Origin of the sequence: Streptomyces sp. NPDC028722 (assembly GCF_040637655.1) — a bacterium.
Taxonomy (GTDB): Bacteria; Actinomycetota; Actinomycetes; order Streptomycetales; family Streptomycetaceae; genus Streptomyces.
In genome coordinates, this window is record NZ_JBEZWU010000002.1 from 242,043 (window position 1) to 257,471 (window position 15,429).

At 76.6% G+C, this 15,429-nt stretch carries 1 protein-coding gene; it reads left to right on the forward strand.

The genetic code is table 11. From position 1 onward, the window contains the following. Nucleotides 1-28: 28 nt before the first annotated feature. On the forward strand, nucleotides 29-15,427 hold the full coding sequence (locus AB0F03_RS03745) for a type I polyketide synthase (protein ID WP_361986174.1): 15,399 nt from the start codon (nucleotides 29-31) through the stop codon (nucleotides 15,425-15,427). Nucleotides 15,428-15,429: the final 2 nt, after the last annotated feature.

Sequence of the window (15,429 nt, forward strand, 5' to 3'; positions counted from 1 at the left end):
CGTCTTCGCACAGGAGTGGCGACACCCGATGACCAACGACGAAAAGCTGCTCTCCTACCTCAAGCGGGTCTCCGCCGACCTGGCCCAGACCCGCCAGCGGCTGCGCGAGGTGGAGACCCAGGACCGGGAACCCATCGCCATCGTCGGGATGAGCTGCCGCTTCCCCGGCGGCGTGACCACCCCGGAGGAGTTCTGGCGGCTCGTCCACGACGGCACCGACGCCATCGGTGACTTCCCCGACGACCGGGGCTGGGACATCGACGCGCTCTACGACCCCGACCCGGACGCCACCGGCAAGAGCTACGTCACCCGCGGTGGCTTCCTCACCGACGCGGCCGGGTTCGAGCCGGACTTCTTCGGCATCAGCCCCCGCGAGGCGGTCGCGATGGACCCCCAGCAGCGGCTGCTGCTGGAGGTGTCGTGGGAGGCCCTGGAACGGGCCCGGACAGCCCCCGACTCGGCGCACGGCGCCCGGATCGGGGTGTTCGTCGGCACCAACGGCCAGGACTACAAGGATCTGCTGGCCCGATCACCGGAGCACAGCGAGGCCGCGCTCGGCACCGGCGTGCTGGCCGCCGTGATCTCCGGCCGCATCTCCTACACCCTCGGGCTGGAGGGCCCGGCCGTCACCATCGACACCGCCTGCTCGTCGGCGCTCGTCGCGGTGCACCTGGCCGTACAGGCGCTGCGCAACAAGGAGTGCGGTCTCGCGCTGGCGGGCGGCGCGACCGTGATGTCCACGCCGGGCAACTTCATCGCCTTCAGCCGGCAGCGCGGCCTCGCTCCGGACGGCCGCTGCAAGTCCTTCGCGGACGCCGCGGACGGCACCGGCTGGAGCGAGGGCGCCGGCATGCTGGTGCTGGAACGGCTCAGCGACGCCCGCCGCAACGGCCACGAGGTGCTGGCCGTCGTCCGCGGCTCCGCCGTCAACCAGGACGGCGCCTCCAACGGTCTCACCGCCCCCAACGGGCCGTCCCAGCAGCGCGTCATCCGAGCCGCGCTGGCCTCCGCGCGACTCGGCCCCGCCGACGTGGACCTGCTGGAGGCGCACGGCACCGGCACCACGCTCGGCGACCCGATCGAGGCCCAGGCGCTGCTCGCCACCTACGGCCGGGACCGGCCCGCGGACGCCCCGCTGTGGCTCGGGTCGGTGAAGTCCAACATCGGGCACACCCAGGCCGCGGCCGGCGTCGCCGGCATCATCAAGGCGGTCATGGCGATGCGGCACCGCGTCCTGCCGCGCACGCTGCACGCCGGGGAGCCGTCCGGCAAGGTCGACTGGGGGCAGGGCGGGGTCCGGCTGCTGACCGAGAACCGGCCCTGGACCGACCCCGGCCGTCCGCGGCGGGCCGCCGTCTCCTCCTTCGGCGCCAGCGGCACCAACGCGCACACCGTCCTGGAGGAGGCCCCCGCCGAGGAACCGGCGGAGTCCGAGCCGCGTACGGCGCCCGCGCTGGTGCCCTGGGTGGTCTCCGGCCGGACCGAGCGCGCCCTGCGCGAGCAGGCCGCCCGTCTGGTCGCCGCCGTCGGCGAGCTGGACCCGGTGGACGTGGCGCACTCCCTGGCCGCGACCCGCACCGCCCACCCGTACCGGGCCGTGGTCCTCGGCGCCGGCCGCGACGCGCTCCGCACGGCCCTGGCCGGCGTCGCCGAGGGCGGCCGGGGCGCCGCCTCGGGCCGGGTCCGCAAGGGGCAGACCGCCTTCCTGTTCACCGGGCAGGGCGCGCAGCGCGCCGGCATGGGCCGGGACCTGCACACGCACTTCCCGGTCTTCGCCCGCACCTTCGACGAGATCTGCGCGCTGACCGGCGACCCCGGTCTGCGCGACCTCGTCCTCGGCGACGACCCCGAGCCGCTCAACCGCACCGCCCGCACCCAGAGCGCCCTGTTCGCCTTCGAGGTCGCGCTGTACCGGCTGGTGGAGTCCTGGGGGGTCACGCCCGACTACCTGGCCGGGCACTCCATCGGCGAGATCGCCGCCGCCCATGTGGCGGGCGTGCTGGACGTGACGGACGCGACCACGCTGGTGGCCGCGCGCGGCCGGCTCATGCAGGCGCTGCCCGCGGGCGGCGCCATGATCGCCGTACGCGCCACCGAGGACGAGGTCCGCCCGCTGCTCACCGAGCGGGTCGGCATCGCCGCCGTCAACGGCCCCGGCTCCGTCGTCATCTCCGGTGACGCCGCCGAGGCCGAGGCGGTGGCCGCCCGATTCGCCAAGAGCCGGCGGCTGACGGTCTCGCACGCCTTCCACTCACCGCTGATGGAACCGATGCTGGCCGAGTTCCGGTCGGTCGTGCAGTCCCTGACCTTCCACCGGGCCACCGTCCCGGTGGTCTCCCACGTCACCGGCGCCCTCGGCGGCCAGGAGATGGCCACCCCCGACTACTGGGTGCGGCACGTGCGCGAGGCCGTCCGCTTCCACGACGGGATACGCACCCTCGCCGGCGAGGGCGTCACCCGCTACCTCGAACTCGGCCCGGACGCGGTGCTGACCGCCATGGCCCGCGAGTGCCTGACCGCCGACGGCACCGACACCGACGCCGTGCTGGCCGCCGCCACCCGCCGCGAGCGCGACGAGACCGAGACCCTGCTCACCGCCCTCGCCCAGCTCTACGCGGGCGGGGCCGCCGTGGACTGGACCGCGTTGTTCACCGGCGCCCGCGCCGTCGACCTGCCCACCACCGCCTTCCAGCGCCAACGGTTCTGGCCCGAGACGGCCGCGACCGTGGGCGACGTCGGCTCCGCCGGGCTGGACCCCGCCGACCACCCGCTGCTCGGCGCGGCCACCGTGCTCGCCGACACCGACGGCGCCGTCCTCACCGGCCGGCTGTCGGTGCGCACCCACCCCTGGCTCGCCGATCACGTCGTCGGCGGCCGGGTCGTCGTCCCCGGCACCGCCATGGTCGAGCTCGCCGTCCGCGCCGGCGACCAGGTCGGCTGCGGACACCTGGAGGAACTCGCCCTCGAGACACCGCTGGTGCTGCCCCCGGACGACGGCGTGCGGGTCCAGGTCGCCGTGGGCGCTCCCGACGCGTCCGGCGCCCGTACGGTGCACGTGTACGCCCGCGCCGAGAACCCGACCGCCGACGAGCCGTGGACCCCGCACGCCTCCGGCCTCCTCACCGCCGGCACCGGCACGCCGGGCACCCGCCTGGACGTCTGGCCCCCCGAGGACGCCGAACCCCTCGACACCAGCGGCCTGTACGAGCGGCACGCCGCCGCCGGCCTCGCCTACGGGCCCGTGTTCCAGGCCCTGACGGCCGCCTGGCGGCGCGGTGAGGAACTGTTCGCCGAGGTACGGCTGCCGGAGCGGCCCGCCGCCGACGCGCCCCGCTTCGGCCTGCACCCGGCCGCGTTCGACGCCGCGCTGCACTCCCTCGCCCTGCTCGGCGACGGCTCCGCCGACGACACCGCCCGGCTGCCGTTCCTGTTCGCGGGCGTCACCCTGCACGCCGTCGGCGCCTCCGTGCTGCGGGCCCGGCTGGTGCCCACCGGCGACCACGCCTTCGCCATCGACCTGGCCGACGCCGACGGCGCCCCCGTCGCCACGGTCACCTCCCTCGCCTCCCGCCCGCTGACCCACCTGCGCGCGGCCCGCGACACCACCGCCGACGCCCTGTTCACCCTCGACTGGCAGCCGCTGCCCCTGGAGGCCGACGCCCCCGGCACCGGCCACCGGGTGCTGCGCAGTACGGCCGGGACCACCCCCGACGCCGTTCGCGAGGCACTGCGCACCGCGCTCGCCGCCCTCCAGGACGACGACCCCCGCCCGCTGGCCGTCGTCACCCACGGGGCGGTGAGCGTCGCCGGCGGGGACGTGCCCGACCTGGCCGGCGCCGCCGTCTGGGGCCTGGTGCGGTCCGCGCAGTCGGAGAACCCGGACCGGTTCGTACTGCTCGACCTCGAACCGGGTACGGACGCCGGCGCCGTGCTGCCCGGCGTCCTGGCCTGCGGCGAACCCCAGGTCGCGGTGCGCGCGGGCACCGCCCACGCCGCCCGGCTGGTGCGCGCCGAACTCCCCGCCGACCCCGCGGACCTCACACTCGATCCCGAGGGGACCGTCCTGCTGACCGGCGCCACCGGCGGCCTCGGCCGGGTCCTCGCCCGGCATCTGGTCACCGCGTACGGCGTCCGCCACCTCGCGCTCCTCAGCCGCTCCGGCACCGCCGACGACCTGATCGCCGAACTCGCCGGCCTCGGCGCCACCGCGACCGCACACGCCTGCGACGTCGCCGACCGGGAGGGCCTCGCCGCCGTCCTGGCCGGCATCCCGGCCGGCCACCCGCTCACCGCGGTCGTGCATGCCGCCGGCGTCCTGGACGACGGCGTGGTCTCCTCGCTCACCCCCGAGCGGATCGACACGGTCCTCGCGCCGAAGGCCCTCGGCGCCCTGCACCTCCACGAACTGACGGACGGCCTCTCGGCGTTCGTGCTGTTCTCCTCCGTCGCCGGCACCGTCGGCGCTCCCGGCCAGGGCAACTACGCCGCCGCCAACGCCGTCCTGGACGCCCTGGCCGCGCACCGCCACGCCCAGGGCGCCCCCGCCCTGTCGCTGGCCTGGGGCCCGTGGGCGCCGACGGGCGGCATGACCGGTTCGCTCGACGAGGCAGACCGCGCCCGGATGACCCGCGGCGGCATGACCGCCCTGTCGGCCGAGGAGGGCACCGCCCTGTTCGACCGTTCGCTGCGCGCCGGCCGTCCCGCCCTGGCGCCGGTGCGGCTCGACCTGCCCGCGCTGCGCGCGCAGGGCACCGGCCTCGCACCCGTCCTGCGCGCGCTGGCCGGCCGCCCGGTGCGCCGGGAGGCCGCCGCCGAGGGCGCCGGCGCCGGCTTCGCCGAGCGCATGGCCGCCCTGGGCGAGGAGGAGCGCGCGGAGGCGCTGCTGCACACGGTCCGCGCCCATGTCGCCGTCGTCCTCGGGCACGCCGACCCGGGCAGCGTGGAGACCGACCGGGCCTTCAAGGATCTCGGCTTCGACTCGCTCGCCGCGATCGAGCTGCGCAACTCGCTCTCCGCCGAGCTGGACCGGCGGCTGAGCGCCACCCTCGTCTTCGACCACCCGTCACCCGAAGCGCTCGCCGCCCACCTCGGCACCCTGGTCGCCGGTGCCCCGACCGGGACCCGCGGCGGCCGGCGCACCGGCCGGGCCCGCGCGGACGAGCCGCTGGCGATCGTCGGCCTGGCCTGCCGCTACCCGGGCGACGTCCGCACCCCGGACGACCTGTGGCGGCTGGTCGCCGACGGCACCGACGCCATCACCGCGTTCCCCGCCGACCGCGGCTGGGACGTGGACCGCATCGTCGACCCCACCCGGCAGCGGCCCGACACCTCCTACGTCGGCGAAGGCGGATTCCTGCACGGCGCGGGCGAGTTCGACGCCGGCTTCTTCGGCATCAGCCCCAAGGAAGCCCTCGTCATGGACCCCCAGCAGCGGCTGCTGCTGGAGGCGTCCTGGGAGGCCCTGGAGAGGGCCGGCATCGACCCGCACACCCTCAAAGGCAGCCGCACCGGCGTGTTCGCCGGCGTGCAGTACCACGACTACTTCGGCAGCTTCGGCTCCGGCAGCATCATCTCCGGCCGCGTCGCCTACACGCTGGGCCTGGAGGGCCCCTCGCTCTCCGTCGACACGGCGTGCTCGTCGTCCCTGGTGGCACTGCACCTGGCCGCCCAGTCGCTGCGGCAGGGCGAGTCCGGCCTGGCCCTGGTCGGCGGCGTCGCCGTCATGGCCACCCCGGAGACGTTCATCGAGTTCAGCCGGCAGGGCGCGCTCGCCCCCGACGCCCGCACCCGTGCCTTCGCCGACGCGGCGGGCGGCACGGTGTGGGGCGAGGGCGTCGGCGTCCTGGTCGTGGAACGGCTCTCCGACGCCCGCCGCAACGGCCACGAGGTCCTCGCCGTCGTCCGCGGCACCGCCGTCAACCAGGACGGCGCCTCCAACGGCCTCACCGCCCCCAACGGCCCTTCCCAGGAACGCGTCATCCGCGAAGCACTGGAGAACGCCCGCCTCACCACCGCGGACGTGGACGTGGTGGAGGCGCACGGGACGGGGACGACGCTGGGTGACCCGATCGAGGCGCAGGCGCTGCTGGCCACCTACGGTCAGGACCGGGCTCCGGAGGCTCCGTTGTGGCTGGGCTCGGTGAAGTCGAACATCGGGCACACGCAGGCGGCCGCGGGTGTCGCGGGTGTCATCAAGATGGTGATGGCGATGCGCAACGGGGTGTTGCCGAGGACGCTGCATGTGGACCGGCCGTCGACGAAGGTCGACTGGGACGCCGGGCAGGTACGGCTGCTGACCGAGGAGCGGGACTGGCCGGCGACGGACCGTCCGCGCCGGGCGGGCGTCTCCTCCTTCGGCATCAGCGGCACCAACGCCCACGTCATCCTCGAACAGGCCCCGCCCACCGCCACCGAACCGGAACACCCCGGCCCCCAAGGTCCCGCCCTCCCGTGGCTGCTCACCGCCAGGACGCCCGCCGCGCTCGCCGGCCAGGCCGCCGCGCTCCTCGGCCACCTCGACACCCACCCCGGCCTCGACCCGTCCGACATCGGCTGGTCGCTCGCCACCACCCGCGCCCGCTTCGCGCACCGGGCCTCTCTCACCGGCACCGACCCGGCCGAACTGCGCGGCGCCCTGGCCGCCCTGGCCGACGGCACCACCGCCCGCAACCTGGTCCAGGGCACCGCGCCCGGCCGCGCCCGGCCCGTGTTCGTCTTCCCCGGCCAGGGCTCCCAGTGGTCCGGCATGGCCACCGAACTCCTCGACACCTCCCCGGTGTTCGCCGCCCGCATGGCCGAGTGCGCCGCCGCCCTCGCGCCGTACACCGACTGGGACCTGCGCACCGAGCTGCGCGGCGGCCTGGACCGCGTGGACGTCGTCCAGCCGCTGCTGTGGGCCGTGATGGTGTCCCTGGCACACACCTGGAGCACGCACGGCGTCACCCCGGCCGCCGTCATCGGCCACTCCCAGGGCGAGATCGCCGCCGCCTGCGCGGTCGGCGCGCTGTCCCTGGAGGACGGCGCCCGCGTCGTCGCCCTGCGGTCCCAGGCCATCGCCGAACTGCTGTCCGGCTCCGGCGGCATGATGTCCGTCGCCGAGGGCGCCGACGCGGTCCGCGCCCGGCTCACCGCCTGGGACGGCCGGCTGTCGGTCGCCGCCGTCAACGGCGCCGCCTCCACCGTGGTGTCCGGTGACTCCGACGCCCTCGACGAACTCCTCGACCGGCTGCGGGCGGAGAAGATCCGCGCCAAGCGCCTGCCCGTGGACTACGCCTCCCACAGCGCCCATGTCGAGACGCTGCGCGCCCGCCTCGCCGAGGTCCTCGACGGCATCGAACCGCGCGCCACTCGGGTGCCGTTCTACTCCACGGTCACCGGCGGCCCGCTCGACACCACGGAACTCGGTGCCGACTACTGGTACACCAACCTGCGCAACACCGTGCTGTTCGAGCAGGCGGTACGCGCCGCCGTCGCCGACGGCCACCAGCTGTTCATCGAGTCCAGCCCGCACCCGGTGCTGACCGTCGGCATCCAGGAGACCGACGACGCCGTGGCCGCCGTCGGCTCCCTGCGCCGCGACCAGGGCGGCCGGGACCGGCTGCTGACGGCGCTCGGCGAGGCGTTCACCCACGGCGCCGAAGTCGACTGGACCACCGTGGCGGAGGGCCACCGGCTCCGCCGCGTGCCGCTGCCCGGCTACGCCTTCCAGCACGAGCGGTACTGGCTCGACAGCACCGCGGGCGGCGCCGACGTCACCTCCGCCGGCCTCGCCCCCACCGACCACGCCCTGCTCGGCGCCGCGATGGTACGCGCCGACAGCGAGGGCGTCGTGCTCACCGGCCGGCTCTCCGCGGGCACCCAGCCCTGGCTGGAGCACCACCGGGTGGGCGGCCGGCTGGTCTTCCCGGGCACCGGGCACCTGGAGCTCGCGCTGCGCGCCGGCGACCAGGTCGGCTGCGGCGATCTCACCGAACTCACCCTGCACGCGCCGCTGGTGCTGCCCGACCACGGCGCCGTCCAGCTCCAGGCCGTCGTCGGGCCGCCCGAGGGGGAGACCCGGCCGGTCACCCTCTGGTCCCGCCCGGAGAGCCCCGACGAGGAGCTGCCGTGGACCCGGCACGCCGACGGCCTGCTCGCCCCGACCGGCACCCTGCCCGACACCGCCGACCCGCTCACCGACTGGCCCCCGAGGGACGCCGAACCCGTCCCGCTCGACGGCCTGTACGACGAACTCGCCGCCCTCGGCCTCGGCTACGGGCCGCTGTTCCAGGGGCTGCGCGCCGCCTGGCGCACCGGGGACGGACTGTACGCGGAGGTCGCCACCGACACCGTACCCGACGGGTTCCGGCTGCATCCGGCGCTGTCGGACGCCGCCCTGCACACCATCGCCCTCACCGACGCCGCGGGCGACGAGGCCCTGCTGCCGTTCGCCTGGTCCGGGGTACGGCTCTACGCCACCGGTGCCACCGCGCTGCGCGTCCGGGTCCGGCCCACCGGCGAGGGCACCGTCTCCCTCACCCTCGCCGATCCCACGGGCGCGCCCGTCGCCACCGTCGACTCGCTCACCCTGCGCCCCCTGCGGACCGAGGCGCTCGCCGCGGCGGCGCGCTCGGCCCGCGCGGGCGCGCTGTACCGGGTCGACTGGGTCCCGGCCCCGGCCCCGTCGTCGGCGGCGACCGGGACCGCTTCCGCAGCGGACGTGGTGCGGGCTCCGGCCGGAGTGAGCGCCGCCGAGACCCGGGCGGCCGTCGACACGGTTCTGGCCGAGCTGCGCACCCGGCTCGCGGACGAGGACCGCACCCTGGTGGTGGTCACCGGCGCCGACCCGGCAGGTGCCGCCGCTGGCGGTCTGGTCCGCTCGGCCCAGTCGGAGAACCCGGGCCGCATCGTGCTGGTCGAGGCCGAACAGCAGTCGGCCACCGAGCAGTTGGCCGAGGCGGTGACGACCGGCGAGCCGCACCTGGCGTTCCGGTCCGGCACCTGGCTGGTGCCCCGGCTGGCCCGCACCACCCCGCACGAGCCGGACGACGCCACCGGTACCGGCCTGGGCGCCGGAACCGTCCTGATCACCGGCGCCACCGGTGCCCTCGGCCGGATCCTGGCCCGGCACCTGGTCGCCGAGCGGAACGTCCGGCATCTGCTCCTGCTCAGCCGCGGCGGCGCCGCCGACGATCTCGTCGCCGAACTCACCGAGCTGGGCGCCGAGGTGACGAGCGCCGCCTGTGACACCGCCGACCGCGCGGCGCTCGCCGCCGTGCTGGACGCCGTACCGGCCGACCGGCCGCTGACGGCCGTGATCCACGCGGCCGGCGTCCTCGCCGACGGCGTGCTCTCCTCCCTCACCCCGGAGCGGATCGACGCGGTGTTCCGGCCGAAGGTCGACGCCGCCTGGAACCTGCACGAACTCACCGCGCACCTGGACCTGTCGGCGTTCGTGCTGTTCTCCTCGTCCGCCGCCACGCTCGGCTCGCCGGGCCAGGCCAACTACGCCGCCGCCAACGCCTACCTCGACGCGCTCGCCGTGCACCGCCGGACCCTCGGGCTGCCCGCGCACTCCCTGGCCTGGGGCCTGTGGGCGCAGGCCGGCGGCATGACCGGCACCCTCGGCGAGACCGACCTCACCCGCATCGCCCGCGGTGGCGTCGCCCCGCTGGCGACCGAGGAGGGTGTCGCCCTGTTCGACGGCGCCCTGCGCGGCGCCGATCCCGCCGTTCTGCCGGTGAAGCTGGACCTGGCCGCCCTGCGCGCCCAGGGCGAGGACCTGGCCCCGCTGTTCCGCGGACTGGTACCCGTACGCCGGGCCGGCGCGACCGGCGCACCGAGCGCGGCCGGTGGTGCCGGCGCCCTGCGGGACCGGCTCGCCGGACTGCTGGCGGCCGAGCACGAGCCGTTCCTGACCGAACTCGTGCAGAGCCATGTCGCGGCCATCCTCGGCTACCGCTCCGCCCAGGACGTCGGCCGCACCCTGGCCTTCCGGGAACTCGGTTTCGACTCCCTGGCGGCCGTGGAACTGCGCAACAGGCTCACCGCGGCGACCGGCCTGAAGCTGCCCGCCACCCTGGTGTTCGACCACCCCACACCGGCGGAACTCGCCCGCCACCTGCTCGGCGAACTCACCGGCACCCTCACCGAGGCGCCCGCCCGCTCCGCCCCCCGGAAGGCGGCCGACGACGAGCCGATCGCCGTCATCGGCATGGCCTGCCGGTTCCCCGGCGGCATCGCCTCGCCGGAGGACCTGTGGCGGCTGGTGGCCGAAGGCCGGGACGCCGTCGGCGAGTTCCCCGCCGACCGCGGCTGGGACGTCGAGAACCTGTACGACCCCACCCTGGACCGGCCCGGCACCAGCTACACCCGGCACGGCGCCTTCCTTTACGACGCCGCCGACTTCGACCCGGCGTTCTTCGCCATGGACGACGAGGAGGCCCAGGTCACCGACCCGCAGCAGCGGCTGCTGCTGGAAACCTCCTGGGAGGCGCTGGAGCGCGCCTCCATCGACCCCGCGACCCTGCACGGCTCCGACACCGGGGTGTTCGCGGGCGTCATGTACCACGACTACTTCGGCAGCTTCGGCTCCGGCAGCGTGGTCTCGGGCCGCGTCGCCTACACCCTCGGGCTGGAGGGCCCCACCCTCTCCGTCGACACCGCCTGCTCCTCGTCCCTGGTGGCACTGCACCTGGCCGCCCAGGCGCTGCGGCAGGGCGACTGCTCGCTGGCGCTGGCCGGGGGAGTGACCGTCATGGCCACCCCGGGCACCTTCGTGGAGTTCAGCCGGCACCGGGGCCTGTCCCGGGACGGCCGCTGCAAGCCCTTCGCGGACGCCGCCGACGGCACCGGCTTCGGCGAGGGCGCCGGCGTGCTGCTGCTGGAGCGGCTTTCCGACGCCCGCCGCAACGGCCGCAGGATCCTCGCCGTGCTGCGTGGCACCGCCGTCAACCAGGACGGCGCCTCCAACGGCATCAGCGCCCCCAACGGGCCCGCCCAGCAGCGCGTCATCCGGCGCGCCCTGGAGGCGGCCGGCGTCGCGGCGGCCGAGGTCGACGTGGTCGAGGCGCACGGCACCGGCACCACCCTCGGCGACCCCATCGAGGCCCAGGCGCTGATCGCCACCTACGGCGCCGAACACACCGAGGACCAGCCGCTGTGGCTCGGCTCGGTCAAGTCCAATCTGGGCCACACCCAGGCCGCCGCCGGTGTCGCCGGTGTCATCAAGATGGTCGAGGCGATGCGCAACGAGACCCTGCCCGCCAGCCTCGGCGTCGACCGGCCCTCCCGGCACGTGGAGTGGGACGGCGCGGGCGTCCGGCTGCTCACCGAGAACCGCCCCTGGCCCGACCCCGGCCACCCGCGCCGGGCGGGCATCTCCTCCTTCGGGATCTCCGGCACCAACGCCCACGTCATCATCGAGGCCGCGCCCGCCGAGGAGCCGGCCGGGCAGCCCGCCGTTCCGCCGGCCGGCACCGTGCCGTGGCTGCTCTCCGGTCACACCCCCGACGCCCTGCGCGCCCAGGCCGCCCGGCTGCTGGAGCACTTGTCCACCGCCCCGGACACCGACCCGCACCGGCTCGCCGGCGCGCTCGCCCACGCCCGCACCCGGCTCGGCCACCGGGCCGCCGTACTCGGTCGCACCCCGGGCGAACTGACCGCCGGCGTCCGGGCCGTGGCGGAGGGCCGCACCCCCGGGGCCGGTGTCCTCGGCACCGCCACGGACGGCCGGCTCGCCTTCCTCTTCTCCGGCCAGGGCTCGCAGCTGCCCGGTATGGGCACCCGCCTCGCGGCGGCCTTCCCCGCCTTCGCCGCCGCCTTCAACGAGGTCCGCGCCCACCTCGACCCGCTGCTGGACCGGCCGCTCGCCGACGTCCTCGACTCCGCCGAGCTGCTGGAGCGCACCGAGTACACCCAGCCGGCGCTGTTCGCCGTCGAAGTGGCCCTGTACCGGCTGCTGGAGTCCTTCGGCGTCCGGCCCGACCTGCTCGCCGGGCACTCGGTCGGCGAGTTCGCCGCCGCCCATGCCGCGGGCGTGCTCGGCCTCGAGGACGCCTGCACGCTCGTCGCCGCGCGGGGCCGCCTCATGCAGGCCCTGCCCGAAGGCGGGGCGATGATCGCCGTACGCGCCACCGAGGACGAGGTGCGGCCGCTGCTGGGCGACGGCGTGGACATCGCCGCCGTCAACGGGCCCGCGTCCCTCGTCGTCTCGGGCCCCGCCGGACCGGCCCGCGCGCTGGCCGCCCGCTTCGAGCGCACCAAGGAGCTGGCCGTCAGCCACGCCTTCCACTCGGGCCTGATGGAGCCGATGCTGGAGGAGTTCCGCGAGATCGCCGCCACCCTGTCGTACGGCACGGCGCGCATCCCGCTGGTGTCCGCCCTCACCGGTGCCCCGGCCGCCCCCGACGAGCTGTCCACGCCCGGGTACTGGGTGCGGCACGCCCGCGAGGCCGTCCGCTTCGCCGACGCCGTCACCGCTCTGCACGACGCGGGCGCACGCCACTTCGCCGAGGTCGGCCCGGGCAGCGCGCTGACCGCCGCGGCCGGCGAGTGCCTGCCCGACGGGACGGCCGTCGTACCACTGCTGCGCAAGGACCGCGAGGAGACCGAGGCCCTGCTCACCGGGCTCGCCGCCCTGCACGCGCACGGCGCCGCCGTCGACTGGACGGCCCTGCTGCCCCACCGCGACGGTTTCGACCTGCCCACCTACGCCTTCCAGCGCACTCGCCACTGGATGACCGGCGACCCTGGCCTGCCGCGCCCGGCGACCGGCCATCCACTGCTCGGCACCGCCGTCGAACTCGCCGGCGCCGACGGCACCCTGTACACCGGTCACCTCTCCCTCGCCGACCACCCGTGGCTGGCCGACCACCGGGTGGGCGGGGTGCCGCTGCTGCCGGGCACCGCCTTCGTGGAGATGGCCCTCGCCGCCGGCGCCCGCGTCGACTGCGGCACGGTGGACGACCTGACCGTCACCGAACCGCTCGTCCTGCCCGAGGACGGCGCCGTCCGCCTCCAGTGCACGGTCGGCGAACCCGACGCGACCGGAGCGCGTGCCTTCCGCGTGTACGCCGCCCGGGCCGACGGCGAGCCCTGGACCACCCACGCCACCGGGGTGCTGCGGCCCGCCGGGGACCGGCCCGCCCACGACCTCACCGCCTGGCCGCCGCCCGGCGCCGAACCGGTCGACCTGGACGGCGTCTACGAGCGGCTGGCGGAGCTGGGCGCCGAGTACGGGCCCCGCTTCCAGGGCCTGCGCGCGGCCTGGCGGCACGGCGACGAGGCGTACGCCGAGGTCGCCGTCCCCGCCGACTCCGCCGCGTTCGGTCTGCACCCGGCGCTGTTCGACGCCGCCCTGCACACCGTCGGGCTGCGCGCGGGAGCCGCGGAGCGCATGGCGCTGCCGTTCGCCTGGAACGGCGTGGAGCTGGCCACGAGCGGCGCGACCGCCCTGCGGGTACGGATCGCCCCGGCGGGCGACGGCGCGGTGCGCATCGACGCCGCCGACGCCACGGGCCGGCCGGTGGCGCGGGTGGCGTCGCTGTCGCTGCGGGAGGTGGATCCGCAGCGGATCGCGGCGGCCGCCGCGGGCGGACACGACGACCTGTTCGCCGTGGACTGGGTGCCCGTCTCCGTGCCCGCGGCCCCACAGGCGGGGCGGTGGACCGTGCTCGGCCCAGGCCGCGCGGAGCTGGCCGCCGCCCTGGCCGGCGAGGTCGCCGAGGTCGCCGTCGCCGCCGACCTGACGGAGGCCGCCGTCCGCGCCCCCGACACCCTGGTCGTCGCGCACACCGGCGGCGCCGGCGCGGACGCGGCCCGGGCCGGCGTCCGGGAGCTGCTCACCCTGGTGCAGGAATGGCTGGCCGACGCCCGGTTCGCCGACTCCGTCCTGGTGGTGGCGACGCGCGGGGCGACGGGCCCCGGGGACGTCACCGACCCCGGCGCCGGCGCCGCGTGGGGCCTCATCCGCTCCGCCCAGTCCGAGCACCCCGGCCGGCTGGTCCTCGCGGACCTGGACGGCACGGACGCCTCCCGCCGCCTGCTGCCCTCCGCCGTCGCCTCCGGCGAACCCCAGCTGGCGCTGCGCGACGGCGCGGTGCGCGTCCCCCGCCTGGTGCGGGCCCCGCGCCTGACCGAGCCCGCCCCGGCCGGCCTCTCCGGCGGCGTCCTCGTCACCGGCGGCACCGGTGCCCTGGGCCGGTTGGTCGCCCGGCACCTGGTCACCGCGCACGGCGCCGAGCGGCTGGTGCTGCTCAGCCGCGGCGGGCCCGAGGCGCCCGGCGCGGCCGGGCTGCGCGACGAACTGACCGCGCTCGGCGCGCGGGTGACCGTCGTCGCCTGCGACGCCGCCGACCGCGCCGCCCTCGCCCGGGTCCTGGACGAGCACCCGGTCTCCGCCGTCGTGCACACCGCGGGCGTCCTCGCCGACGCCGTCCTGACCTCGCTCACACCCGAGCGGCTGGAAGCGGTCCTGCGGCCCAAGCTGGACGCCGCCTGGCACCTGCACGAGCTGACCCGCGAGCGGCCCCTGACGGCGTTCGTGCTGTTCTCCTCCGCGGCCGGTCTGCTCGGCAGCCCCGGCCAGTCCGGCTACGCCGCCGGCAACGCCTACCTCGACGCCCTCGCCGCCCACCGACGCTCGCTCGGCCTGCCCGCGGTCTCGCTCGCCTGGGGCGCCTGGGCGGGCAGCGGCGGCATGGCCGACCGGCTCGGCGACACCGACACCCGGCGCGCCGCCTCCGGTGGCGTGCTCGCCCTCGACGCCGAGGCGGGGCTCGCCCTGTTCGACACGGCGGCGGGCCGCGCGGAACCGGTGCTGCTGCCGGCCCGCCTGGACCTCGCCCCGCGTGAGCCCTCCCGCGTCACCCCGCTGCTGCGCTCCCTGGTGCGGGCGCCGCGCCGGACCGGACCCGGGGCGTCGGCCGCCACGTCCGCACTGCGCCGCGAACTGGCCGCGCTGGCCCCCGGGGACCGCCCCGAACGGCTGCTGCGGCTGGTCCGGGACGAGGCCCGCGCGGTGCTCGGCATCGAGGAGTTCGAGAACGAACTGCCCTTCAAGGACCTCGGCTTCGACTCGCTGACCGCCGTGGAGTTCCGCAACCGGCTCAACGAGGTCACCGGCCTGAGGCTGACCGCCACGCTCGTCTTCGACCACCCCACACCGGCCGCGCTCGCCGGCCACCTCGCCACCGAGCTGGCCCCGCGCACCGCGGACGGCCCGCGCGACGAGGAGGACACCGTGCGGGCCGCGCTCACCGCCATCCCGGTGGCGCGGCTCCGCGAGGCCGGCCTGCTGGACGGCCTGCTCGAACTCGCCGGACTGCGGCCCGCGCCGCAGCCGGCACAGGACGGCGGACCCGGCGGCGCGTCGATCGACGCGATGGACGCCGAGAGCCTGATCAACATGGCGCTCGACGATCTCGTCGGGGACGACGACGCCCTGTGACG

Coding starts and splice junctions, on each gene's coding strand:
- AB0F03_RS03745 (WP_361986174.1), top strand. CDS start 29: ATGACCAACGACGAAAAGCTGCTCTCCTACCTCAAGCGGGTCTCCGCC.